This window comes from Streptomyces cyaneofuscatus, from assembly GCF_033109485.1.
In the GTDB taxonomy this organism is placed as follows: Bacteria; Actinomycetota; Actinomycetes; order Streptomycetales; family Streptomycetaceae; genus Streptomyces; species Streptomyces cyaneofuscatus.
This window is the reverse complement of the sequence record NZ_CP137002.1, coordinates 2,548,419-2,572,994: the sequence shown is the minus strand read 5'-3', so window position 1 is coordinate 2,572,994 and position 24,576 is coordinate 2,548,419. Positions and strand designations below refer to the sequence as shown.

The window sequence follows — 24,576 nt, the reverse complement described above, 5'->3', positions numbered from 1 at the left end:
CCTGCCTAGAGCTCGCCCTTCCGGGTCAGCTGGTTGAAGGCGATCCACCCCGGCAGCACCGGCAGCCACAGCGTCATCACGCGGTACAGCAGCACCGCCGGCGCCGCGACCTCCATCGGCAGCCCGACCGCGATCAGGCCCAGCGTCAGGGCACCCTCGACCGCGCCCATACCGCCCGGAGTGGGCGCGGCGGAGCCGAGCGCGTTGCCCGCGAGGAAGACCACCGCGATGCTCGCGTAGCTCAGCTGGGTCACGTCCGGGCCGCTGAACGCCCGGATCGACGCGTCCAGGCAGAGCACGAACAGGCCGGTCAGCAGCAGCATCCCGCCGATCCCGGTGACCAGCTTCTGCGGCCGCTGCACCACGTCCAGCATGCGCGGCACGACCCCGGCGAAGAGCGAGCGCACCCGGGTCACCACGAACTTCCGCAGGAACGGGATGGCCGTCACCACCAGCACCAGCACCGCGACGGTCAGCAGACCGGCGATCACCGTACGGGAGGGGGTGAGCGAGTCCGGGGTCTTCTCCGTCCCCGTGAGATAGCCGAAGAGGGCCAGCAGCAGGATGTGGCAGCCGAGCCCGAAGAGCTGCGAGGCCCCGACGCTCGCCACGGCCAGACCGGGGCGCACTCCGGCGCGTTGCAGGAAGCGGGTGTTCAGCGCCACACCGCCGACGGCGGCCGGGGCGACGATCTTCACGAACGAGCCGGCCACCTGCGCCTGCACGGTCTTCAGGAACGGCACCCGCTCCGGCACGAAGCCCAGCAGACTCATCGCCGCCGCCACGTAGCTGAGCGCCGAGAAGCCGAGCGCCGCCGCCACCCAGCCCCACTCGGCCTGCTCCACGAGCACCCCGAAGTCGGCCTGGGTGACCTGGGAGATCAGGAAGTACGCGGCGATGGCCCCGGCGATGAAGCTGAAGAGCGTGCGCGGCTTGATCCGCTCCAGGCGGACCGGCTCGACCGGTGCCTGCGGGCGGATCAGCAGCACCTGGCGGCGGATCTGGGCGAGCAGGTCCCCCTCCCGGGCCTCCTCCATCGCGTCGTCCACGGCCCGCTTCTCGGCCTGCTTCTCCGCCTGCTTCTCCGTCCGCAGCGACTTGCGCTCGGCCTTGTGGCCGGACCTGGGCTCGGCCTGAGCCTCGGCCCCGGCCTGCGCGGCCTTGTCCGCCGCGTCCCGTGCCCGTGCCTCCTTGGCCGCCCGCGACGCCTCCAGCACCGCGTCCCGCTCCTGCTGCGACCGCTCCCGCGCGAGCCGGCGCAGCGTCGCCCGGGTGGAGCGGCTCAGCGCGATCGGCTGGAGCAGCGGCAGGCAGTCCGCGACGGCGTCAGGGCCGAGCACGGCCAGGGCGCCGGAGACCGAACGCTCAGCCCCCACCCGCAGCCCCAGGGTGGTCAGCAGCTGCGCCACGTCCATCCGGAGCACCAGGTCACCGGCGGCGATCTCACCGCCGCGCAGGTCCGTCACGAACACCTTGCCGGAACGATCCACCAGCAGCGCGTCACCGGTCAGCCTGCGGTGCGCGATCCGGCGCGACTGGAGGGCCTTCACCTGACGCCAGGCGCCGCGCACCAGCTCGTCGGTGATCTCCTCGTCCTCCATCTGGTCCAGCGACCGGCCGCCGATGTGCTCGTAGACGAGCATCACCGCGTCCGGCCCCAGCTCGGAGGTGGCGATCAGCTTCGGCGCGTTCGCCCCGGCGGCGATCGCCGCGTACGCGAGCAGCGCCTCCTGCTCCAGCGCCTGCCGCAGCGACTGGATCGAGCGGCGCTGGGTGAGCGTGCGCAGCGTGAGGCGGCGCCAGGCCCGGTAGAAGAACCCCTGGGCCTGCTGCTCCCGGTCGACGACCGTCACATCCAGCGGCGGCCCGTCCTCCAGGGTGACCAGATACCGCCGTCCCCGGTCGTTCTGGTCGGTGTTGTCGTTGTCGGGGGCGTCCTCGGTGCGCATCGCGGCGACCGGCCGGAAACCGACGTGCCGCAGCCCCGCCATCAGGTGCTGGCCGGTGGGGCGGACGTTCGGGGAGCCGACCGCGTACAGCGTTCCGTACGCCACGGTCCAGCCGATCAGGACCGTCAGGATGATCGAGAACGGGGTGGTGTACCCGCCGACGAGCATCGCGAACGCGTCGAGCAGCAGCACCGCCCAGAGCACGACCCGCCAGCGCGGCCGTCTCGCCATCCCCACCGCGGTCATGTACGCGATCACGGGGGCCAGGTAGCCGTGCACCGGATCGGTCAGTCCGGCGCCCGGCTGGGGCTGGGTCAGCGCCTCCTGGATGGTGCCGGGCGCGGAGCGCGAGACCCAGAGATCGGTGGCGAGGGTGACCCCGTGGGCGAGCACGGCGGCCAGGACACCGTCGGCGATACGCAGCCCGTCCCGCTTGATCAGCCGCTCGATGGCGAAGGCGACCGGCACGAGCAGCACGGCGATGCTGGAGACCAGCCCGGCGATCTTGATCAGCAGATCGGGCGCCTGCTCGGTGCCCTTGGAGATGTCGTCCTCAAGGCCGGTGGTGGTGCCCTGGGCGAACGCGGCGATCGCGAACAGCACGGCGATGGCGGCGATGCCGATGAGCAGCCGCATCAGGTCGGAGGGGCGGTGCACCCGGGCGGGGAGCAGCGGCTCGTCGCCGGAGACCCGGTCGCTCAGGGCGGCCTCGGCGGAGGCGAGCGTGGAGCCGGTGAGGTGGCCGCTGGTGGACGCGGTGGCCGCGACGGGAGCTTCGGCCCGGACCGCCTCGGCGCGCGCCGGAGCGTTCGGCGCGCGCTCCCCGGCGGGCTCAGGCGTACGCTCCGCGCGCTCCCCGGCGCGGTCAGGCGTAGGCTCCGCGCGCTCCCCGGCGGGCTCCGGCGCACTCGGTGGGCGCTCTCCGGCATCGGAGGCGTCCGCCGCCTTTGGTGGCTGCACGCCCTGCTCCTTCGTCGCCTCTGGTTCGTCTTCGTGGTCTCGTATCACCGGTCACCGCCCGGATGATGGTGGCACGGCCCGGAGACGGAGGGGGGCATCAGGGTGCGTCGCCCGGGCGCGGGATGCGCAACATACGCCCCTTTGCACCTGCGCGCACGCTCGGTGACCGTACCGAGACGGTTCCGGCCGGGCTGTCGGTGGCGTACGGCAGGATGGGGCGGATGAGCCAGGACGAGACGGGCGCGACGGACGCGACGGACGCGACGAGCGACGGGGCGCAGCCGGCCGAGCTGCCGGAGTACGCGGAGCGGGTCCTCGACGTCGCCGACCTGATCCCGCCGGGCCGGGTCATGACGTACGGCGATGTCGCGGAGTGGCTGGGCGACGGCGGCCCCCGGCAGGTCGGCCGGGCCATGGCGCTGTACGGCTCCGCCGTGCCCTGGTGGCGGGTGGTGCGGGCGGACGGGGCGCTGCTCCCGGGCCACGAGCTGCGGGCGCTGGACCACTACCGCGCGGAGGGGACCCCGCTGCGCGAGGCGTCGCGCCAGGCGGACGGCCACCTTCCGCGGCTCGACATGCGCCGTGCGCGCTGGGACGGCGGTCCCGTCGGCGGTCAGGGCGAGGAAACTCACAGGTGACGGCGGACACCGCCGCCCCTGTCCGGCAGGGCGCGGCCGGATACGTGACGAGAGACGCAGCGCACCCGCCGCCTCCCGCGCCTCCGCTGGCGTAGCGTCGTCACCGCGCTCCACGCGCGCCCCCTCCCCTTGTCCCGTCTGGATGACCTTTTTCGGACTGTATGACCTGTACGACCCGTAAACCCACCAGGACCGGCGATCCACGTGAGCTCCTCCTCTTCCACCCGGCACAGTCCGCACCGTGAGTCACGGCCGCGGACCACGGGCGCGTACCGACTGGTGCGCACCCCGCCGGGTTCCGTGGAGCCTCCTCTCCTGGACGCAGGCCAGCGCGCTGTGGTTGATCACGCCGACGGACCGCTGCTCGTCCTCGCGGGTCCCGGCACCGGCAAGACCACCACGCTCGTGGAGTCCGTGGCGGCCCGGGTGAACCGCGGCGCCGACCCCGCCCGCATCCTCGTCCTCACCTTCAGCCGCAAGGCCGCCGTCGAGCTGCGCGACCGGATGGCGGCCCGGCTCGGCGCGGCGCGCGGCCCGCAGGCCACCACCTTCCATTCGTACTGCTACGCCCTGGTCCGCGCCCACCAGGACGCCGACCTCTTCGCCGATCCGCTGCGGCTGCTCTCCGGGCCCGAGCAGGACGTCACCGTCCGCGACCTGCTCGCGGGCCAGCTCGACCTGGAGAAGGAGGGCCTGGCCCACGTCCGCTGGCCCGACGAGCTGCGCGCCTGCCTGACCACCCGCGGCTTTGCCGACGAGGTGCGCGCCGTGCTCGCCCGCAGCCGTGAACTGGGCCTCGGCCCGGACGCGCTCACCGCCTTCGCCCGCCGCACGGGCCGCCCGGACTGGAGCGCGGCGGCCCAGTTCCTCGCCGAGTACCTGGACGTGCTCGACGCCCAGGGCGTGCTGGACTACGCGGAGCTGGTCCACCGCGCGGTGCTGCTCGCGGAGCGCCCGGAGGTCTCGGCGCAGCTGGCGGGGGCGTACGACGCGGTGTACGTCGACGAGTACCAGGACACCGACCCGGCCCAGGTGCGCCTGCTGCACGCGCTGGCGGGAAACCCCGGGCGCGGGGCGGGCGCGGGCGGCCGCCGGCGCGTGGCAGGCGCGGGCGCCGGGGCACGGAGCCTGGGGCGCGGCGCGGGCGCCGGGCGCACACTGGTGGCCTTCGGTGACCCGGACCAGTCGATCTACACGTTCCGGGGCGCCGACGTGAACGGCATCCTCGAATTCCCCGACACCTTCCGGCGGGCCGACGGAACCCCCGCCCCCGTCGGCGTCCTCACCACCTCCCGCCGCTCCGGCTCCGAGCTGCTCGCCGCGACCCGGCTGCTCACCCGCCGGATGCCGCTGACCCGGCTGCCCGCCGACACCGTCCGCGCCCACCGCGAGCTGCACGCCGTCCGGGAGGGCGGCCGGGTGGAGACGTACACCTATCCGACCGCCTCCACGGAGCTGGACAACATCGCGGACCTGCTGCGCCGCGCCCACCTGGAGGACGGGGTCCCGTGGCGCGAGATGGCCGTGCTGGTACGGGCCGGAGGCCGCTCGCTGCCCGCCGTCCGCCGCGCCCTCACCTCCGCCGGCGTCCCCCTGGAGGTCGACGGCGACGACCTCCCGCTCCGCCACGAACCGGCCGTCGCCCCCCTGCTGACGGCCCTGCGGACGGTGGCGACGGCGGCCCTGCAACGCCTCCCCGAGGAGGATCCGGGTGAAGCCGGAACGCCCCCCTGGCTCACCACCGAGACCGCCCTCACCCTCCTCACCTCCCCCCTCGGCTCCATGGACGCCGCCGACCTCCGCCGCCTCGGCCGGGCCCTGCGCGACGAGGAGCGCGCCGCCGGAATCCGGGTCCCCGCCCCCTCCGACGAGCTGCTCGCCCGCGCCCTGGCCGAGCCCGAACGCCTGGTCACCCACGATCCGGCGTACGCCCACGGCGCCCAGCGCCTCGGCTCGCTCCTGCGCAAGGCCCGCGAGCTCCTCGAAGGCGGCGGCACCGCCGAGGAGGCCCTGTGGACCCTGTGGAACGGCACCCCCTGGCCGGGCAGGCTGGAGCGGGCCGCGCTGCGCGGCGGGGCGGGCGGGCGCAACGCCGACCGGGACCTCGACGCGGTGTGCGCCCTCTTCGAGACGGCCGCGCGCGCCGAGGAGCGCACCGGCGGGCGCGGGGCGCTCAACTTCCTGGAAGAGGTCGACGCCCAGGACATCGCCGCCGACACCCTCTCCCGGCGGACCGCCCGTCCCGACGCCGTACGCCTGATGACCGCGCACCGCTCCAAGGGCCTGGAGTGGCGGCTCGTCGTCGTCGCCGGGGTCCAGGAAGGGCTCTGGCCCGACCTGCGCCGCCGGGGCTCCCTCCTGGAGGCGGACCGGATCGGCCGCGACGGGCTCGCCGAACCCCTCACGCCCGGCGCCCTCCTCGCCGAGGAGCGCCGCCTCTTCTACGTCGCCGCCACCCGTGCCCGCGAGCGCCTCGTCGTCACCGCCGTGAAGGCCCCCGCCGACGACGGCGACCAGCCCTCCCGCTTCCTGACCGAGCTGGGCGTCGAACCCCGCGATGTCACCGGCCGCCCGCGCCGCCCCCTCGCCGTCGCCGCGCTCGTCGCCGAGCTGCGGGCCACCACCGTCGACCCGGCGGCCTCCGACGCCCTGCGCGACGCCGCAGCCCACCGCCTCGCCCGGCTCGCCGCGCTCACTGACGACGAGGGCCAGGCGCTCGTGCCCGCCGCCCACCCGTCCCGCTGGTGGGGCCTGGAGGAGCCGACCCGCTCCGCCGTCCCGCTGCGCGACCGCGACCAGCCCGTCACCCTCTCCGGCTCCGCCCTGGACCAGCTCGCCAATACCTGCGCCCTCCAGTGGTTCCTGGGCCGCGAGGTGAAGGCCGACGCCCCGGCCTCCGCCGCCCAGGGGTTCGGCAACGTCGTCCACGTACTCGCCGACGAGGTCGCCTCCAGTCGTACGCCCGCCGACCTCGACGTCCTCATGGAGCGCCTGGACTCCGTCTGGAACGGCCTCGCCTTCGACGCCCCCTGGAAGTCCGAACAGGAGAAGGACCAGGCCCGCGCCGCCCTGGAACGCTTCCTTCAGTGGCACGTCCTGGACCGCGGCGGCCGCACCCCCACCGCCAGCGAGCACGACTTCGACGTGACCCTGGAGGCAGGCGAGTACGCCGTCCGTATCCGGGGCTCCATGGACCGGATCGAACAGGACGCCGAAGGAAGGGCGTACGTCGTCGACTTCAAGACCGGCAAGAGCGCACCCACCAAGGACGAGGTGGCCGCCCACCCCCAGCTCGCCGTCTACCAGCTGGCCGTCCGCGAGGGCGCGGTCGACGAGGTCTTCGACGGCCGGCGGCCCGAACCGGGCGGCGCCGAACTGGTCCAGCTCCGCCAGCCCGCCCCCAAGAAGGAGGGCGGCGACGCCTTCCCCAAGGTGCAGGCGCAGGAACCGCTGGCCGGGGAGTGGGTCTCCGACCTCCTCGCCAAGGCCGCCGGAAAGGTCCTGGACGAACGGTTCACGCCCACCACCGGCACCCACTGCACCCACTGCACGTTCCGCGCCTCGTGCAGCGCGCAGCCGGAGGGGCGGCAGGTGGTGGAGTAGGGCATTCGTGGGCATCGGCCCGGGTTGTCAGTGGCTCCGGTTACCGTTTCCCACGTGTCCGCACGCATCACCGATCCCGAGCAGCTCAAGGAGCTCCTCGGGATCCCCTTCACCCCGGAGCAGACGGCCTGCATCACCGCGCCGCCCGCCCCGCAGGTGATCGTGGCCGGAGCCGGGTCGGGGAAGACCACGGTGATGGCGGCCCGCGTCGTCTGGCTGGTCGGCACCGGCCAGGTCGCCCCCGAGCAGGTCCTCGGCCTGACCTTCACCAACAAGGCGGCGGGCGAGCTGGCCGAGCGCGTCCGCAAGGCGCTGGTCGCCGCCGGGGTCACCGACCCCGAGGTCATCGACCCGGACAACCCGCCGGGCGAGCCCACCATCTCCACGTACCACGCGTTCGCCGGCCGCCTGCTCACCGAGCACGGCCTGCGCATCGGCCTGGAGCCGTCCACGCGCCTCCTCGCCGACGCCACGCGCTACCAGCTGGCAGCAAAGGTGCTGCGGGAGGCCCCGGGCCCGTATCCGGCGCTCACCCGCTCCTTCCCCACCCTCGTCAGCGACCTCCTGGCGCTCGACGGGGAGCTGTCCGAACATCTCGTACGACCGGAGCGGCTGGATACGTACGACACCGAGCTGCTGCACGAGCTGGCCACCGCCAAGCTCAGCAACGCCGACCTGCGCAAGATCCCCGAGACCGCCGAGGCCCGCCGCTCCCTCCTCGGCCTCACCGAGCGGTACCGGACCGCCAAGCGGAGCCGGGACCTCCTGGACTTCGGCGACCAGATCGCCCTCTCCGCCGAGCTGGCCCTGACCCGGCCCGAGGTGGGGGAGATCCTGCGGGACGAGTTCCGGGTGGTGCTGCTGGACGAGTACCAGGACACGTCGGTCGCCCAGCGGCTGCTGCTGTCGGCACTGTTCGGCAGCGGTACGGGGGCGAGCGCGACCGGCCACGCGGTGACCGCCGTAGGCGACCCCTGCCAGGCGATCTACGGCTGGCGCGGCGCCTCCGTCGCCAACCTGGACGACTTCCCCGAGCACTTCCCGCACGCCGACGGCACCCCCGCCACCCGCTACAGCCTCAGCGAGAACCGGCGCAGCGGCGGCCGCCTCCTCCACCTCGCCAACGGCCTCGCGGAGCCGCTGCGCGCGATGCACGAGGGCGTCGAGGCGCTGCGCCCCGCACCGGGTGCCGAGCGCGACGGGATGGTCCGGTGCGCCCTGCTGTCCACCCACACCGAGGAGATCGACTGGCTCGCGGACTCCCTCGCCCACCTCGTGCGCACCGGCACCCCGCCCGGCGAGATCGCCGTCCTGTGCCGCACCGCGGGGGACTTCGGGCAGATCCAGGCGGCCCTGGTCGCCCGGGACATCCCGGTCGAGGTGGTCGGCCTGGCCGGGCTGCTGCACCTGCCCGAGGTGGCCGACCTGGTCGCGGTCTGCGAGGTCCTCCAGGACCCGGGCGCCAACGCGTCGCTGGTCCGCCTCCTCACCGGCCCGCGCTGGCGCATCGGCCCCCGTGACCTCGCGCTCCTGGGGCGCCGCGCCCGCCTCCTCGTCCACCGGGCCGCCCAGGGGGACGGTGGAGACCCGGACCGGCGGCTCGCGGAGGCCGTCGAGGGCACCGACCCGGCCGAGGTGATATCGCTCGCCGACGCCCTGGACACCTTCCTCATCGCGGCGGACGCGGCGGACGACGGGCTGCCGTTCTCGGCGGAGGCGCGGGTGCGCTTCGCCCGGCTCGCCCGCGAGCTGCGCGATCTGCGCCGCTCGCTCGCGGACCCCTTGATGGACGTCCTGCACCGGGTCCTGGCCACCACCGGCCTGGAGGTCGAGCTGTCCGCCTCCCCGCAGGCGCTGGCCGCCCGCCGCCGCGAGACCCTCGCCAACTTCCTCGACATAGCGGCCTCCTTCGCCTCCCTGGACGGCGAGGCGTCGCTCCTCGCCTTTCTGGGCTTCCTGCGGACGGCCGCGCAGTACGAGAAGGGCCTCGACAACGCGCTGCCCGGCGGCGAGAACACCGTCAAGGTGCTCACCGCGCACAAGTCCAAGGGCTTGGAGTGGGACGTGGTCGCCGTGCCCGGACTGGTCACCGGCCAGTTCCCCGGCGACCGGGCCCGGGACGCCTGGACCGCCCAGGCCAAGGTGCTCCCGCACGCCCTGCGCGGCGACGCGGCGACGCTCCCGGAAGTGGACACGTTCGACGCCAAGGGGATGAAGGCGTTCAAGGAGGAGATGAAGGAGCACCAGCACACGGAGGAGCTGCGCCTGGGGTACGTCACCTTCACCCGCCCCCGCTCCCTCCTCCTCGGCTCCGGCCACTGGTGGGGCCCGTCCCAGAAGAGGACGCGCGGCCCGTCCGCCTTCCTGGAGGCGCTGTACGAGCACTGCGTGGCGGGCCACGGCGAGATCGAGGCCTGGGCGGACGAGCCCGCCGAGGACGAGGAGAACCCGGCCCTCGCGGCGCCCGACACCGACCTGGCCTGGCCGCTCCCGCTGGACGCCACGGCCCTCGCCCGCCGCCGCGCCGCCCGGGACACGGTGCTGGCCCACCTGGAGAGCCTGGCCCTCCCCGGGGACGAGCAGCCACCGGCGTACGCCCCCGGACCCGACGACGTACCTCTCGATGAGACACCGCTCGATGAGGCACCGCCGGACGAGCCACCGTTCGACGAGGACTGGGACTGGGACGCGCTCCCCACCGAACGCCCTGCCGGTACGCCGGACACCCGGGACGACCCGGAGCCCGTACAGGACACCACACCTGACGCATCCCCCCACATCCCCGCCGCCCGCCACCCGCAGGAGGAACCGGCGAACCGCCTCACCCCCGAGGAGGCCCGCACCCTCGCCTCCTGGGACCGGGATCTCGACGCCCTCGCCGGGGAGCTCCGCCGCGCCCGCGCCACCGTGCACGACGTCCTCGTCCCCGCCGCGCTCTCCGCCACCCAGCTGCTCCGCCTGGCCGAGGACCCCGACGCCTTCGCCAAGGAGCTGGCCCGGCCCATGCCCCGGCCGCCGCAGCCCGCCGCCCGCCGGGGCACCCGGTTCCACGCCTGGGTGGAGTCCCGGTACGAGGAGCTGCCGCTGCCCATGCTCGGCCCCGACGAGCTGCCCGGGGGCGACGAGAGCGACGCGGAGATCGCCGACGAGCGGGACCTGGCCGAGCTGAAGGAGGCGTTCGAGCGCACCGCGTACGCCCGGCGCACGCCGTACCGGGTGGAGACCCCGTTCCAGATCACCCTCGCGGGCCGGGTGATCCGGGGCCGGATCGACGCCGTGTACCGCACGGGTGACACCTACGAGATCGTCGACTGGAAGACCACCCGCCACCGCACCGCCGACCCGCTCCAGCTCGCCGTCTACCGCCTCGCCTGGGCCGAGCTGCACGACCTGCCCCTCGACGCGGTGACCGCCACCTTCCTCTACGTACGCACCGGGGAGACCGTCCACCCGCAAGGGCTGCCCGGCCGGGCCGAGCTGGAGCGGATCCTGCTGGACGAGCCGGCCCCCGAGGACGGATAGGCTCAAGAGCATGAGCGAGACCCCGGACAGCGCCGTCCGTACGTACACCGAACAGCACCGCGCAGCCTTCCTCGACGACCTCGCCGAGTGGCTGCGCATCCCGTCCGTATCCGCGCAGCCGGAGCACGACGGGGACGTACGGCGCAGCGCCGAGTGGCTGAGCGCCAAGCTCAAGGAGACCGGTTTCCCGGTCACCGAGATCTGGGAGACCCCCGGCGCCCCGGCGGTCTTCGCCGAGTGGCCCAGCGAGGACCCGGACGCCCCGACAGTCCTGGTCTACGGCCACCACGACGTGCAGCCCGCCGCCCGCGAGGACGGCTGGGCCACCGACCCGTTCGAGCCGGTGATCCGCGACGGCCGGATGTACGGACGCGGCGCCGCCGACGACAAGGGTCAGGTGTTCTTCCACACCCTCGGCGTCCGCGCCCACCTCGCCGCCACCGGCCGTACGACTCCGGCCGTCACCCTCAAGCTGCTGATCGAGGGCGAGGAGGAGTCGGGCTCCCCGAACTTCCGCGCCCTGGCCGAACAGCACGCCGCCCGCCTCGCCGCCGACGCCGTGATCGTCTCGGACACCGGCATGTGGGACGAGGAGACGCCGACCGTCTGCACCGGCATGCGCGGCCTCGCCGAGTGCGAGATCGAGCTGTACGGCCCCGCCCAGGACATCCACTCCGGATCGTTCGGGGGAGCCGTCCCCAACCCGGCCACCGAGATCGCCCGCCTGGTCGCCGCCCTCCACGACGAGGACGGCAAGGTCGCTGTCCCCGGCTTCTACGACGGGGTCACCGACCTCACCGACACCGAGCGGGCCCTTTTCGCCCAGCTCCCCTTCGACGAGGCCACCTGGCTGCGTACGGCGAAGTCGCAGGCGGCCTCCGGCGAGGCCGGGTACTCCACGCTGGAGCGCGTCTGGGCCCGCCCTACCGCCGAGGTCAACGGCATCGGCGGCGGGTACCAGGGCGCCGGCAGCAAGACGATCATTCCGTCCTCGGCCCTGGTGAAGATCAGCTTCCGCCTGGTCGACGGCCAGGACCCCGACCGCGTACAGGAGAGCGTCCGTGCCTGGGTGGAGTCCCGCGTTCCGGCGGGCATCCGGCACCGGATCGCCTTCCAGCCCGCCACCCGCCCCTGTCTGACCCCGCTGGACCACCCCGCCCTCCAGGCGGTGGCCCGCGCGATGGGCCGCGCCTTCGGCAAGAAGATCCTCTTCACCCGCGAGGGAGGCTCGGGCCCGGCCGCCGACCTCCGGGACGTCCTCGGTGCCCCCGTCCTCTTCCTCGGCATCTCCGTACCCTCCGACGGCTGGCACGCCCCCGACGAGAAGGTCGAGCTGGACCTGCTGCTGAAGGGCGTGGAGACGACCGCGTACTTGTGGGGCGAGATGGCCACGGCACTCCGCTGAATCCTCTGCACACCTCCACGAACATCCTCTGCACACCCTCCACGAACCTGTGCACACCCGATCCACCCAGGGGGAGTAGGAAGCACCTGTGAGCACCTTCGACAACGCCACCGCAGACCGCCCGATCGGCCTCACCGCGCCCAGCGGCATCGACCGCGCGGCGCACCACCGCCTCGACGAGGCGTGGCTGGCCGTGGCGTGGAGCCACCCGACGACCCGCGTCTTCGTCGTCTCCGGCGGGCAGGTGCTGATCGACGACACCCCCGAAGGCGGCACCTCCATCGTGATGACCCCGGCCTTCGAGGCCCCGGTCACCGAGACGCACCGCTACTTCCTCGGCACCGACGAGGAGGGCGTCAGCTACTTCGCGCTCCAGAAGGACTCGCTGCCCGGCCGCATGGACCAGTCCGCCCGCCCGGCCGGACTGCGCGAGGCGGGCCTGCTGCTCGGCCCCCGCGACGCGGGCCTGATGGTGCACGCGGTCGCCCTGGAGAACTGGCAGCGCCTGCACCGCTTCTGCTCCCGCTGCGGCGAGCGCACCGTCATCGCGGCGGCCGGGCACATCCGCCGCTGCCAGGCCTGCGGCGCCGAGCACTACCCGCGCACCGACCCGGCCGTCATCATGCTCGTCACCGACGACCAGGACCGCGCGCTGCTCGGCCGCCAGGTGCACTGGCCCGAGGGCCGCTTCTCCACGCTCGCCGGGTTCGTCGAGCCGGGGGAGTCGATCGAGCAGTCCGTGGTCCGCGAGGTGTACGAGGAGGCGGGCGTCACCGTCGGCGAGGTCGAGTACATCGCCAGCCAGCCGTGGCCCTTCCCCTCCAGCCTGATGCTGGGCTTCATGGCCCGGGCGACCTCCTCGGAGATCACCGTCGACGGCGAGGAGATCGAGGAGGCCCGCTGGTTCTCCCGCGAGGACCTCACCGCCGCTTTCGAGTCCGGCGAGGTCATGCCCCCGTTCGGCATCTCGATCGCCGCCCGGCTGATCGAGCGCTGGTACGGGAAGCCGCTGCCGAGGCCGGGCAGCCTGAACCGCACGAACTGAACGTGACATACGAAGGCCCCCGGCATCAGCCGGGGGCCTTCGTGGAAGCTCGGTGTGCCGAGCGCGGGCGTCAGGCGGCCAGGGCCTGCTTCACCTGGGCGAGCGACGGGTTCGTCATCACGGACTCGGTGCCGGCGTCGGAAATAATCAAGAGGGTGGGGACCGTCTGGTTTCCGCCATTCGCCTTCTCGACGAACGCCGCCGAGTCCGCGTCGTGCTCGATGTTGACCTCGTTGTACGCGATGCCCTCGCGGTCCATCTGGCTCTTGAGCCGACGGCAGTAGCCGCACCAGGTCGTGCTGTACATCGTCACAGTGCCCGCCATGTCGGTGGCGCTCCCTTGTCTCGTCCGTCCCGCTGCGCGGCCGGCAGCGTCACATGCGGCCCGGCGGCCTGCGCCGCCTTCCCGCACCGAGTGGAACGTACGGGAGGCGGCGACCATTCCCACCACCGCACCGGAGCCGTCGTCCCCGCGTCCCCGGATCAGTACGTCCCCGGGTCAGGACGTTCCCGGATCAGTACGTCCCCGCATCAGTACGACGAATACCTCACCCCTGTGGACAACCGCCGCATCCGTCCCTCGGGACCTGGCAGCATGGCGGGGTGACAGCAGCAACGCACTCCACCCTCTTCCCGCAGGTTCCCGAGACCCCGGACGCCGTGCTCGACGGGCTCGACCCCGAGCAGCGCGAGGTGGCTCTCGCCCTGCACGGACCGGTGTGCGTGCTGGCCGGAGCGGGCACGGGCAAGACCCGCGCGATCACCCACCGCATCGCGTACGGGGTGCGGGCGGGCATCCTCCAGCCCGCCACGATCCTCGCCGTCACCTTCACCAACCGGGCCGCAGGCGAGATGCGCGGACGGCTCCGGCAGCTCGGCGCGACCGGGGTCCAGGCGCGCACGTTCCACTCCGCGGCGCTCCGCCAGCTCCAGTATTTCTGGCCGAAAGCAGTCGGTGGTGAGCTGCCCCGGCTGCTGGAGCGGAAGGTGCAGCTGGTCGCCGAGGCCGCCGCCCGCTGCGAGCTCCGGCTCGACCGCAACGAGCTGCGGGACGTCACCAGCGAGATCGAGTGGGCCAAGGTCACCCAGACCGTCCCCGCCGACTATCCGGCCGCCGTCGCCAAGACCCAGCGGGACGCCCCGCGCGACCCGGCGGTCCTCGCCCAGATCTACTCCACGTACGAGCAGCTCAAGCGCGACCGGTCGGTGATCGACTTCGAGGACGTGCTGCTGCTCACCGTCGGCATCCTCCAGGACCGGCACGACATCGCGGACCACGTGCGCGGCCAGTATCAGCACTTCGTCGTCGACGAGTACCAGGACGTGAGCCCGCTCCAGCAGCGGCTGCTCGACCTCTGGGTGGGGGACCGGGACAACCTCTGCGTGGTCGGGGACGCCAGCCAGACGATCTACTCCTTCACCGGGGCCACCCCCGACCACCTGCTGAACTTCCGCACCCGCCACCCCGGGGCGACCGTGGTCAAGCTGGTCCGCGACTACCGCTCCACCCCCCAGGTCGTCCACCTCGCCAACGGCCTGCTGAGCCAGGCCCGCGGCAAGGCCGCCGACCACCGCCTTGAGCTGGTCTCGCAGCGCGACAAGGGACCCGAGCCGCTCTACGCGGAGTATCCCGACGAGCCCCACGAGGCCGAGGCCACCGCCCGGCGCATCCGCGACCTGATCGCGGCGGGCGTCCCGGCCGGGGAGATCGCCGTCCTCTACCGGGTCAACTCCCAGTCCGAGGTCTACGAGCAGGCCCTGGCGGACGCGGGCGTGCCCTACCAGCTGCGCGGCGCCGAGCGGTTCTTCGAGCGGGCCGAGGTCCGGGAGGCGGGCACCGCCCTGCGTGGCGCCGCCCGCGCCGGGCGCAACGACTCCCTGCTCGACGGGGCGGAGGGGCTGCCGTCCCAGGTGCGGGCGGTGCTCTCCACGAAGGGCTGGACCACCCGCCCGCCCGCCGGATCGGGGGCTGTGCGCGACCGCTGGGAGTCGCTCGCCGCGCTGGTGCGGCTGGCGGAGGACTTCGAGGCGGCCAAACCGGGGGCGACCCTCACCGACCTGGTCCGGGAGCTGGACGAGCGGGCCGCCGCCCAGCACGCCCCGGCGGTCCAGGGCGTCACGCTGGCCTCGCTGCACTCGGCGAAGGGCCTGGAGTGGGACGCGGTGTTCCTGGTCGGGCTGACCGAGGGCATGATGCCGATCGCGTACGCCAAGACCGACGAGCAGGTCGAGGAGGAGCGCCGCCTGCTGTACGTCGGAATCACCCGCGCCCGCCTCCACCTCTCGCTCTCCTGGTCCCTAACGCGTTCCCCCGGCGGACGGGCGAGCCGCAGGCCCACCCGGTTCCTGAACGGGCTGCGCCCGGGCTCGGCGGCGCTCGGCGCCCGGGGCGGGGCCGGAGGCGGCGGGGGGATCGACCGGGGCACCGGCCGGGCCCCGGCGGCTGCGGGGCGGACCGAGGCCGTCGAGCCCAGGACCCGGCAGACGGCGCGGTGCCGGGTCTGCCGCCGACCCCTCACCGACGCGGGCGAGATGAAGCTGATGCGGTGCGAGGAGTGCCCGTCCGACATGGACGAGGCGCTGTACGGCCGGCTGCTGGACTGGCGCGCCGGCCAGGCTGCCCGGCTGAGCCAGCCGGACTACTGCGTCTTCACCGAGAAGACGCTGATGGCCATCGCCGAGGCGGTGCCGTCCACCGAGGGGGAGCTGGTCGTCATCGCCGGCGTCGGGAACCGGAAGCTGACCCGTTTCGGAGCCGACGTACTCGCCATCTGCGCAGGTGAGACGGTCGGTGAGGAGCCCGAGGAGGGCGACGGAGAGGGCTGAGAAAAACTCGTCCAGAAAATAGTTTGCGCCCGCACCAGTCGTCACCATAGGTTCTTAACCACGGGAACAGCGACTTCTCTGAAGCCCTGACTCCGTGCTGTACTTATCCGAATACGCGCGACCGGCTCCGGCCGGTCACCCTAGACGCCGAGAGGAGGCGATTGAAGTGATCAGCATCATCGAAACCCAGAAAATGACCGGTCTTTCGGTCGTCTCCGCCTGCTCGCTCGGCCTCACCCGCTCCTCGGTCGCTTCGCTCCGCGCCACCGGTCTGTCCGGCGTCTCCGCCGTCAGCCCGCTGTCCCTGGCGAGCCTCCCCGTGATGCGGGAGCGCAATGAGCGACCGATCGAGGCACCGGCGGCAGCAGTAGCGAAGGATGCACAGGCTCAGGCCTATGCCTTTGCGGCAGCCGGTGCCGGAGCCAAGAAGCAGACGCAGCAGCACCACACGATGTGGGCCTTCCGTGGGCCTGAACCCTGGAGCGATCCAGCCTGATGCAGCATCAGGCCGGCGCCTCAGGGCCGCGGAACCCCACTCGGGATCCGCGGCCCTTTTGTTTTGTCCGAACGGACGGGACACACCGAAGGCGCCTCGGGCCAGCAGTACCAGCCGCCAACCGGCCAACAGGCCGGCACGACCAGACGAGGACACCACCCACCGTGCAACTCGAAGCGCACGCCCCGTCAGTACCGCAGTCCGACTCGATCTCCCCGCCCGGCTCCACGGAGGACTCCACCTTGCTCCCCCTCACCGCGCTCACCGCGCTCGACGACGCCATCGAGAACCTCGGCGTACCCGTCCCCTGCCGCTCGTACGACCCGGAGGTCTTCTTCGCCGAGTCCCCGGCCGACGTCGAGTACGCCAAGTCCCTCTGCCGTACCTGCCCGCTCGTCGAGGCCTGCCTCGCCGGTGCCAAGGAGCGGCGCGAGCCGTGGGGCGTCTGGGGCGGCGAGCTCTTCGTCCAGGGTGTCGTCGTGGCCCGTAAGCGGCCGCGTGGCCGTCCGCGCAAGAACCCGGTCGCGGCGTGACCGCCGAATGCGGCGCCCCCGCCCCCACGCGGTGGCTGCGCCTGGGAACCATCGACCGTCCGCAGACCCATGACCCCCGGAATCAGGCACCAATGATCACCCCCACGCAGGAGCCCGTCGGCTCCGCCACCCCCGACGTCACCATCATCGGCGCGAACGACTCGCGTCAGAACAGGACCCGCGAGATGCAACTCATCCCAGAAGCCCTGGCCCGTGCGCATATGCACGACCGTCTGCGGGAGGCCCAGGTGGACCGCCAAGCGGTGCGCCTCGTCACCGCCCGCAGGATGCAGCGCCGAGCGGAGCGCGCCTCGCTGCGCGCCCGCCGGGCGCTGGCCATGGCCGTCATGCACTGATGGCCGCCACGCACTGAGGGGCCTCGCCTCTCCGCTCCACGCCGGAGCACCACCACCCGACCGCAGGGCCGTCCGAACGAGGACGGCCCTGCGGTGCGTTGTGCTGCCGGGGCCCGGGCGCGGGGATATCGTCACGAGGTGGACGAGGACACGCATCCCCCCGAACAACCGGCTGCCGGACCGGTGGTCTGCGCCCGCTGCGGCACCGCCGCCGAAGGCGACACGGCCCCGGTGACCTGGCTCTCCTCCGTGGAGGACGGCCGCCGCCTCCACTTCTGCGAGACCTGCGCCCGCCTCCACATCAGAGCGATCGAGAGCCGCCTCGACTCCCTCTGGTGGTGACCCGCCCTACGCGCCGCCCTCCGGGACCGGCTCCGGCTCCGACTCCCGGATCTCCGGCCTGAACACCGGCTCCTCGGATCCCTCGGCCTCCTCGGATCCCTCGGACGCCTCGGCCTCCTCGGGCTCCGCCACGAACCCCGGCAGCCACGCTTCGAGTTCGTCCCGCAGCCGGACCGCCGCACCGAGCTGGCACAGCACCCCGATCGTGCTGAGCGTGACCCGGTGTATCAGGAGGTAGGAGGGAGGGAGGTTCAGCTGCCTGCCGAGCTGGTGGGCGGGGGAGCGCGGATCGGCTATCCGGGCCGCCTGGTCCCGCAGCCAGCCCCGGGAGAAGGCGAACTCCTCCACCTGCGCCGGTTCGATGATCGGGAGCAGATAGTTGAGGACCTCGTCCGGTTCCAGGTCGATCGACTCCTTCACGAAGCCTTCCTCGCGCAGCAGCCCGTACACCCCGGCCGCGTCGCCCTCCAGCGTCATCCGCAGTGACTCACCGATGGTCCCCGGCAGCCCACCCGGCAGCCGGTCCACCGTGCCGAAGTCCAGCACCCCCAGCCGCCACTCACCGGCCTCGGCACTCTCTTCGTCCGAGCCGTCCGGATTCTCCGGGGTCTCCTCCGATGCCTCCTCCTGGGCCTCCGCCGAGGGCAGCAGCCGGAAGTTGCCCGGGTGCGGGTCGGCGTGGAGCAGGCCGGTGCGGGCCGGGCCCGAGAAGAGGAAGCGCGCCAGCAGCTGCCCGGCCCTGTCCCGCTGCTCCGCCGTACCCTCCGCGATGACGTCGGCCAGCGGCACCCCGTCCATCCACTCGGTCACCAGCACCTGATCGGACTGGTGCACCACCCCGGGGATCACCACATCGGGGTCGTCCGCGAACTCCTCCGCGTGGATCCGCTGGGCCTCCGCCTCCAGCTCGTAGTCCAGCTCCTCCGACACCCGGTCGCGCATCTCCTTGATGAGCGGCTTGATGTCCATCCCCGGGACCAGCGGGCCGAGCAGCCGGGCGAAGCGGCTGAGCTGGGTGAGGTCCGAGAGCAGCGCCTCGCCCGCCCCGGGGTACTGCACCTTCACGGCGACCTCCCGGCCGTCGTGCCACACCCCCCGGTGCACCTGCCCGATCGAGGCGGCGGCCGACGGCTTGTCCTCGAACTCCAGGAAGTACTCCCGCCAGTCCTCGCCGATCCGCTCGGCGAGCACCGCGTGGACCGTGGCGGCGGGCAGCGGCGGCGCGGCCTCCTGGAGTTTGGTCAGCGCGGCCCGGTAGGGGCCCGCGATCTCCTCGGGCAGCGCCGACTCGAAGACGGAGAGGGCCTGGCCCAGCTTCATGGCCCCGCCCTTCAGCTCGCCCAGGGTCTTGAACAGCTGGTCCGCCGTGCGCTGCTGCACCTCGCGGGCGACCAGCTCGGCGGATCTGCCGCCGATCCGCTTGCCCAGACCCCAGGTGGCACGGCCGGCGAAGCCGAGCGGGAGCGCGGCCAGCTTGGCCGTACGCGTAACCGCCTTCCGGGGAAGATCAGACATGTGCCCCTCCAGTTCCCAGACTGCCGTGCCGCTGGGGCCGCCGGTGTCTCTCCGGCGGCGGCGGTCACCCGGCCATTGTGTCCTGCGCCGGAACGGAGCCGGAGGCCCCTTCCCCCTCGGCGTGCTCGGCCGCCCCGCAGGAGCAGTCGGCGTGGGGGCCGATCCGTTCGCTCCGCCAGTCCAGCAGGGGCAGCGCGGCCTCCCAGCGCGCCCCGGTGCTGGCCGGCAGCTCCCCGTCCAGGAAGGACAGGGCATGGGCCGCGGCGAGCCCGGCGACCGCTGTGGCCAGCCCCAGATCGCAGGCGGGCACCACACCCCGCCGCCCCGAGCGCCACTGCGCCAGCATCCGGGGCCACTGCGAATCCCGGTCCGCGCGGTGCAGCTCCAGACACCCCGCGCACCCGGTGCCGCCCGGAAGAACGAGGGGCCCGACCACCCCGGTGGCCTCGATGACTCCCGCATAGAGATGAGGCGTGCCCGACGCGATCCAGGGAGCCGCGGTGTCCGGGACCGGCGCGTACACCGAGAGGCCGTCCCGGGGCGCGACGACGATCAGCGACAGACCGGGCTGCCCGTCGCCCGCACCCCGCTCCGCCCCCGTCGACCGGGGCGCGAGCCCGGCGGCGGCCCGGCGGACGAGCCGGCGGGCCGCGGTGTCCCGCCGTTCCCCCACGGCCGCGGCCGGAAGCCCGGCCGGTGCCACGTCCCCCGGCTCCGCCCGGCCCCCGTCCAGCACTTCCACCTGGCCCACCCCCGAGCCGGACAGCACCGCGGCGATCGACGCGCCGACCCGGCCCGCGCCCCGCACCTGGACCCGCATCGCCCGCCGGGCCGCCATCCGGCGCAGTCCCTCGCCCGGCCCGGGGTGGACGACGGAGAGCGAGGCGACATCGGGGCGTTGACGCTCCATCACCTCGGTCCGGTGGCGCAGGACATCCGCCTCCGGGCCGGCGGCCCGCGGATCGTCGAGAAGGCCCGCCTCCGCCAGCCGCCGGACCAGGACGTCCACATGACGGTCCGACAGGTCCAGGGTCCGGGCCTCCTCCCGCAGCAGCGGCAGGCCGCGTGTCCCGTCGAGCAGCTCCAGAAAGCTCCCCGTCGCGATGTCCACCGGGCCGAGCGTCACGGCGTGGGCGGGGGTCACCCCGAATTGCACGGTGTTCCGTCCGCGCCATGCCCGGCGCAGCGCGGGCTTCAACATCGGATGCAGGACTTCTCCTCGGACTTCTCCCCGGACTTCTCCACCGAGACGCACGGCTTTCCCCCGATCGGTGTCGTGACCGCGAGCTCGGGAGGATTCCCGGCCGCGTCGAGCCATTGCCAGTCGAACCATTGCCAGAATGCGCGCCCGCGACGAAGCGTGCTCGGAGTTATCCACAGGTAGCGGGATTAGTCATTCAATAATGCGGCTCATGGTGCGAAGCGAGGCGCGAGGAGTGGAGAGGATCGGTGGCGAACGGACCCGGAGGCGGGACTTCCCCCACGGACAGCGGGTAACGTCGGGGCGTGCCCGCAGACCCGTCACCCGGCGTCGCCGGGGAGACCCCCATGCGCAGCGCCGTGAGCCATCAGCCCGGCGCGGCCGCCCGTGCGCCCCGCGCCCCGGTGGCGAGCGCGGTCGAGGTCCGCAGGAGCACCCGGCGCAGGAAATCGGTCTCCGCCTACCGGGAGGGCGGCCGCACGATCGTGCTCATCCCCGCCCGGATGTCGGAGGCGGAGGAGCGGCGCTGGGTGGGCGTGATGCTCGACAAGCTCGCCGCCCAGGAGAGCAAGCGGGTCCTCGGGGACACCGAGCTCACGGAGCGGGCCGAGCGGCTGTCCGCCCAGTATTTCGACGGCAGGGCCCGCCCCGCGTCCGTCCGCTGGGTGACCAACCAGAACACCCGCTGGGGCTCGTGCACCCCCGCGGAGGGCAGCATCCGGCTCTCGCACCGGCTCCAGGGCATGCCGGAGTACGTCGTCGACTACGTACTCCTCCATGAGCTGGCCCATCTGCTGGTCCCTGGCCACGGCCCGGGGTTCTGGCGGCTGCTGGAGGCGTATCCCCGCACCGAGCGGGCCCGCGGCTATCTCGAAGGAGTGGTGGCGGCCGACCAGCTGCCCCGTTCGCCGGCCGAACCGGAGGAGTGAGCCCGGCCAGCTGTTCCCGTCAGTTCTGTACCGGGTCTGTACCGGCTTGGCCGGATGTCGCGGTTTGCGGTTAGCCTGACGCGACGCATTCACCTTCGGGATGGGGGACGGTCGTTACGTATGGCCAGGGAATTCCAACGAGGCCACAAGGCCAAGATCAGTGATCTCACACCGGGGACAGATCTGTACGTAGGTGTGCAGATCGCCGCCCCTGGACTGACCTTCGACATCAGCTGCTTCGGCCTGGATGCCGACGAACAGCTCTCGGACGACCGGTATTTCATCTTCTTCAACCAGCCGAAATCGCCCGAGGAGTCGATTCAGCTCCTCGGCGCGCAGTCCGGCGACACCGAGTCCTTCCGCGTCACGCTCGACCGCATCCCGGCCACCATCCACAAGCTCTCCTTCACCGCCACGCTCGACGGTGCCGGACAGATGTCGCAGGTCGGCCCCGGGTACATCCGGATCGTCGCCGGCGGCGAGGAAGTGGTCAGATACGCCTTCACCGGGTCGGAGTTCACCACCGAGCGCGCGGTGATGCTCGGTGACTTCTACCTGAAGGACGTCTGGCGCTTCGCCGCCGTCGGCCAGGGCTTCGACGGCGGTCTCGACGCGCTCCTGAGGAACTTCGGCGGCGAGGTCGCCGAGGAGGAAGAGGCGCCGGCCGCCCCGCAGACGGCCCCGGGCTTCGCCCCGCCGGCCCAGGCCACCGCGCCCCCGGCCTTCGCCGCCCCGCCCGCACCCCCCGCCCCCCAGGCCCCGCAGCCCGCGCCGTCCTTCGGCGCCCCGCCCGCGCCCGCCCCCGCACCGCAGCAGCCGATGCACGCCGCGCCCACGATCGCGGCGCCGCTCACCCCGCAGGCGCCCCCGGCCCCGGCCCCGTACGGCCAGCCCGGTCACCAGCCCCCGCCGCCGCAGTTCGGCCAGGTCCCCGGCCAGGGCACGCCGCCCTACGGCCAGCCCGCGCCCGCTCCCTACGGCCAGCCGGCCCCGGCCCCGTACGGACAGCCCGCCCCCTTCGGGCAGCAGCCCCCCGGCGCTCCGCAAGGCGTGCCCCAGGGCGCTCCGGCCGCCGGAGCAGGGCTCCACGCGGCCCTCCAGTTGTACAAGGAGACGCCCACCGGGCAGCGCTGGACCCCGCAGAACAAGCAGCTCATGCGGGTCGACCTGACCATGGGCGGGGCCGGCGTGCTGGCCCGCCAGGGCAGCATGGTGATGTACCAGGGCAAGGTCGACTTCGGCTACAAGAGCGCCGGCTTCGTCGGACGGGCCGTCGGCAACGCCACCGGCCAGGAGATGCAGCTGATGCGCTGTACCGGCCGCGGCCAGGTCTTCCTCGCCGAGGAGGGCTCGTACCTGCACCCGATCGAGCTCCAGGGCGACGCCATCTGCGTCTCCGCCGAGAGCGTCCTCGCCTTCGACGAGTCCCTCCAGTACGAGGTCCGCCGGGTCGAGGGGCACGGCATCCCCGGCGGCGCCCTGTTCACCATGCAGTTCCAGGGCACCGGAACCGTGATCATCAAGACCCACGGCACCCCGGTCGTCCTGCCGGTCACCCCCACCACGTTCGCCGACAGCAACGCGGTGGTGGCCTGGTCGGCAGCCTCCCAGGTGATCGTCTCCAGCCAGGTCCGGCTGCGCCGCAACGCGTACCCGGGACACAGCGGGGAGACCGTGAACCTCCAGTTCCGGGGAGCCCCCGGCAACTTCATCGTCGTCCAGCCCTACGAGGTCTGAGGGAGCCCGTCATGAACCAGCAACTCGCGGGCTTCGCCCCGACCCCCGTCACGGCCCGGATGGAGAACCACGGCTCGGCCATGCTCAAGGTCGCCATGGCCTCCGGGCAGGACCTCTACGCGCGCACCGGCTCGATGGTGGCGTACGAGGGGTTCATCCAGTACGAGCCCAACCCGCCCGCCGCCCGGCAGATCGCCTCCCAGTGGATCACCGGTGAGGGCGCACCCGTCATGAAGTGCTCCGGCGACGGACTGCTCTACCTCGCCGACTACGGCGCCGACGTGGTCGTCATCAACCTGAACAACGAGGCCATCTCGGTCAACGGCACCAACCTCCTCGCTTTCGACGCGCACCTCACCTGGGGCGTCGAGAAGGTCAAGGGGATGGCCAAGTTCGCCGGACAGGGGCTGTGGAACGTCGTCGTCCAGGGCACCGGCTGGGTGGCCATCACCTCCCGGGGCACCCCGATCGTCGTCGACTGCGGACGCGGTGACGACGAGACGTACGTCGACCCGGACGCCCTCGTCGCCTGGTCCACGAACCTCAAGGTGAAGGGCAAGCGCAGCTTCAAGGCCGGGGCGCTGATCGGCCGCGGCAGCGGCGAGGCGTACCAGATGGCCTTCTCCGGGGAGGGCATCGTCGTCGTCCAGCCGAGCGAGGACAGTACGGACCGCCTGCGGATCCGGAACTGAGGGGAGGGGAACACACCATGCAGAGTCCGCTTTTCAACTACACCGAGCAGCAGTCCCAGGACCGGTACACGATCCAGAACCCGCAGCTCCTGCGGGTGGCGCTGACCGGGCAGGACGACATCCTGGCCCGTAAGGGCGCCATGGTCGCCTACCAGGGACTGATGGACTTCGACGGCGAGTACCAGTCGCAGGGCCAGCGGCGCGCCCGCGCGCACACCGGTGAGGGCCTCGACCTGATGCGGGTCTCCGGTCAGGGCACGGTCTACTTCGCCAACCTCGCCCAGTACATCCACGTCGTGGACGTCGACCGGGAGGGGATGACCGTGGACAGCTCGTACGTCCTCGCGCTCGACTCCTCGCTGCACACCGAGGTCATCGCGGTGGACAGCCAGTACGGGATCTCCGGCAGCGGCAAGTACCAGCTCAACATCACCGGCACCGGCAAGGTCGCCCTCATGACCTCCGGCCAGCCGCTGATGATGCAGGTCACGCCCGAGAAGTACGTCAATGTGGACGCCGACGCCATCGTGGCCTGGTCCAGCGCCCTGCGGGTGCAGATGCAGGCCCAGACGCACTCCAGCGGTGTCTTCCGGCGCCGGGGCAACACCGGCGAGGGCTGGGAGCTCAGCTTCCTCGGACAGGGCTTCGCCCTGGTCCAGCCGAGCGAGGTCATGCCCCCGCAGAACGCCCAGATCGGCCAGGGCGCCCGCGCCCAGTTCGGCATGGGCCAGCAGGGATCCCACGGCCAGAACCAGAACAACGCCTGGAACTGACCGGCACCGACCGAACACAGCGGTAAGGGACGGCCTCCACAGAGGCCGCCCCTT

Annotated in this window: 18 protein-coding genes; 14 read left to right on the top strand and 4 right to left on the bottom strand. The window is 72.9% G+C overall.

Annotated elements, in window-relative coordinates:
• Window positions 1–5: 5 nt before the first annotated feature.
• Window positions 6–2,909 carry a lysylphosphatidylglycerol synthase domain-containing protein gene (locus R2B67_RS10755; RefSeq protein ID WP_317817505.1) on the bottom strand — a complete coding sequence of 968 codons (2,904 nt, stop codon included), beginning with the start codon at window positions 2,907–2,909 and terminating at the stop codon, window positions 6–8.
• A 221-nt stretch (window positions 2,910–3,130) separates the two neighbouring features.
• Between R2B67_RS10755 and R2B67_RS10750 the strand changes: the two genes are divergently transcribed.
• The 5 genes from R2B67_RS10750 to nudC all read left to right on the top strand — a co-directional run bounded on the left by R2B67_RS10750 (window position 3,131) and on the right by nudC (window position 13,122).
• A complete protein-coding gene (locus R2B67_RS10750; protein ID WP_317817503.1) occupies window positions 3,131–3,547 on the top strand; it encodes an MGMT family protein in 417 nt (138 codons plus the stop codon).
• 204 nt (window positions 3,548–3,751) lie between these two features.
• A complete protein-coding gene (locus tag R2B67_RS10745; protein ID WP_317817501.1) occupies window positions 3,752–7,150 on the top strand; it encodes an ATP-dependent helicase in 3,399 nt (1,132 codons plus the stop codon).
• Between the two features lie 54 nt (window positions 7,151–7,204).
• Complete coding sequence (locus R2B67_RS10740) at window positions 7,205–10,672, top strand: ATP-dependent helicase (RefSeq protein ID WP_317817500.1); 3,468 nt, start codon at window positions 7,205–7,207, stop codon at window positions 10,670–10,672.
• Window positions 10,673–10,682: 10 nt separating this feature from the next.
• Window positions 10,683–12,077, top strand: a complete 1,395-nt coding sequence (locus tag R2B67_RS10735) for a dipeptidase (protein ID WP_317817498.1) — start codon at window positions 10,683–10,685, stop codon at window positions 12,075–12,077.
• Window positions 12,078–12,165: 88 nt separating this feature from the next.
• The gene (nudC, locus tag R2B67_RS10730) at window positions 12,166–13,122 is read left to right on the top strand and encodes an NAD(+) diphosphatase (RefSeq protein ID WP_317817496.1); all 957 of its coding nucleotides are present in this window, start codon (window positions 12,166–12,168) and stop codon (window positions 13,120–13,122) included.
• A 70-nt stretch (window positions 13,123–13,192) separates the two neighbouring features.
• Here nudC and R2B67_RS10725 read toward each other — a convergent pair whose 3' ends face one another.
• Complete coding sequence (locus R2B67_RS10725) at window positions 13,193–13,447, bottom strand: glutaredoxin domain-containing protein (RefSeq protein ID WP_317817495.1); 255 nt, start codon at window positions 13,445–13,447, stop codon at window positions 13,193–13,195.
• 278 nt (window positions 13,448–13,725) lie between these two features.
• Between R2B67_RS10725 and R2B67_RS10720 the strand changes: the two genes are divergently transcribed.
• The 5 genes from R2B67_RS10720 (at window position 13,726) to R2B67_RS10700 (ending at window position 17,675) form a co-directional block, all read left to right on the top strand.
• Window positions 13,726–15,948: an ATP-dependent DNA helicase UvrD2 gene (locus R2B67_RS10720; RefSeq protein WP_317817494.1), complete on the top strand. Its 2,223-nt coding sequence runs from the start codon at window positions 13,726–13,728 to the stop codon at window positions 15,946–15,948.
• A gap of 166 nt (window positions 15,949–16,114) precedes the next feature.
• Window positions 16,115–16,444: a hypothetical protein gene (locus R2B67_RS10715; RefSeq protein ID WP_018510103.1), complete on the top strand. Its 330-nt coding sequence runs from the start codon at window positions 16,115–16,117 to the stop codon at window positions 16,442–16,444.
• Between the two features lie 164 nt (window positions 16,445–16,608).
• A complete protein-coding gene (locus R2B67_RS10710) occupies window positions 16,609–16,977 on the top strand; it encodes a WhiB family transcriptional regulator (protein ID WP_015611216.1) in 369 nt (122 codons plus the stop codon).
• Entirely contained in the window at window positions 16,974–17,333 is a 360-nt protein-coding gene (locus R2B67_RS10705; protein ID WP_237327842.1) for a putative WhiB-interacting protein, read from the top strand. The genes R2B67_RS10710 and R2B67_RS10705 overlap by 4 nt, the downstream gene beginning before the upstream one ends.
• A gap of 138 nt (window positions 17,334–17,471) precedes the next feature.
• Window positions 17,472–17,675, top strand: a complete 204-nt coding sequence (locus tag R2B67_RS10700; protein ID WP_018510101.1) for a hypothetical protein — start codon at window positions 17,472–17,474, stop codon at window positions 17,673–17,675.
• A 6-nt stretch (window positions 17,676–17,681) separates the two neighbouring features.
• Here the strand turns inward: R2B67_RS10700 and R2B67_RS10695 are convergent, their stop codons facing one another.
• Window positions 17,682–19,190, bottom strand: coding sequence for an ABC1 kinase family protein (locus R2B67_RS10695; protein ID WP_317817490.1), 1,509 nt, complete (start codon window positions 19,188–19,190; stop codon window positions 17,682–17,684).
• A 64-nt stretch (window positions 19,191–19,254) separates the two neighbouring features.
• Complete coding sequence (locus R2B67_RS10690) at window positions 19,255–20,400, bottom strand: ThiF family adenylyltransferase (RefSeq protein WP_317824819.1); 1,146 nt, start codon at window positions 20,398–20,400, stop codon at window positions 19,255–19,257.
• A 338-nt stretch (window positions 20,401–20,738) separates the two neighbouring features.
• Here R2B67_RS10690 and R2B67_RS10685 point away from each other — a divergent pair, with 338 nt between their 5' ends.
• The 4 genes from R2B67_RS10685 to R2B67_RS10670 all read left to right on the top strand — a co-directional run bounded on the left by R2B67_RS10685 (window position 20,739) and on the right by R2B67_RS10670 (window position 24,522).
• Window positions 20,739–21,320, top strand: coding sequence for a M48 metallopeptidase family protein (locus tag R2B67_RS10685; RefSeq protein ID WP_204164301.1), 582 nt, complete (start codon window positions 20,739–20,741; stop codon window positions 21,318–21,320).
• Between the two features lie 120 nt (window positions 21,321–21,440).
• A complete protein-coding gene (locus tag R2B67_RS10680; protein ID WP_317817484.1) occupies window positions 21,441–23,057 on the top strand; it encodes a TerD family protein in 1,617 nt (538 codons plus the stop codon).
• An 11-nt stretch (window positions 23,058–23,068) separates the two neighbouring features.
• Window positions 23,069–23,749 carry an AIM24 family protein gene (locus R2B67_RS10675; RefSeq protein ID WP_018510096.1) on the top strand — a complete coding sequence of 227 codons (681 nt, stop codon included), beginning with the start codon at window positions 23,069–23,071 and terminating at the stop codon, window positions 23,747–23,749.
• Window positions 23,750–23,766: 17 nt separating this feature from the next.
• Window positions 23,767–24,522, top strand: coding sequence for an AIM24 family protein (locus R2B67_RS10670; RefSeq protein ID WP_317817481.1), 756 nt, complete (start codon window positions 23,767–23,769; stop codon window positions 24,520–24,522).
• The last annotated feature ends 54 nt before the right edge of the window (window positions 24,523–24,576 follow it).

Excerpts from the sequence above, each read along its gene's own strand:
- R2B67_RS10750 (WP_317817503.1), top strand. The coding sequence starts at position 3,131 with ATGAGCCAGGACGAGACGGGCGCGACGGACGCGACGGACGCGACGAGC.
- R2B67_RS10735 (WP_317817498.1), top strand. The coding sequence starts at position 10,683 with ATGAGCGAGACCCCGGACAGCGCCGTCCGTACGTACACCGAACAGCAC.
- R2B67_RS10725 (WP_317817495.1), bottom strand. The coding sequence starts at position 13,447 with ATGGCGGGCACTGTGACGATGTACAGCACGACCTGGTGCGGCTACTGC.
- R2B67_RS10695 (WP_317817490.1), bottom strand. The coding sequence starts at position 19,190 with ATGTCTGATCTTCCCCGGAAGGCGGTTACGCGTACGGCCAAGCTGGCC.
- R2B67_RS10685 (WP_204164301.1), top strand. The coding sequence starts at position 20,739 with ATGCGCAGCGCCGTGAGCCATCAGCCCGGCGCGGCCGCCCGTGCGCCC.
- R2B67_RS10680 (WP_317817484.1), top strand. The coding sequence starts at position 21,441 with ATGGCCAGGGAATTCCAACGAGGCCACAAGGCCAAGATCAGTGATCTC.
- R2B67_RS10675 (WP_018510096.1), top strand. The coding sequence starts at position 23,069 with ATGAACCAGCAACTCGCGGGCTTCGCCCCGACCCCCGTCACGGCCCGG.
- R2B67_RS10670 (WP_317817481.1), top strand. The coding sequence starts at position 23,767 with ATGCAGAGTCCGCTTTTCAACTACACCGAGCAGCAGTCCCAGGACCGG.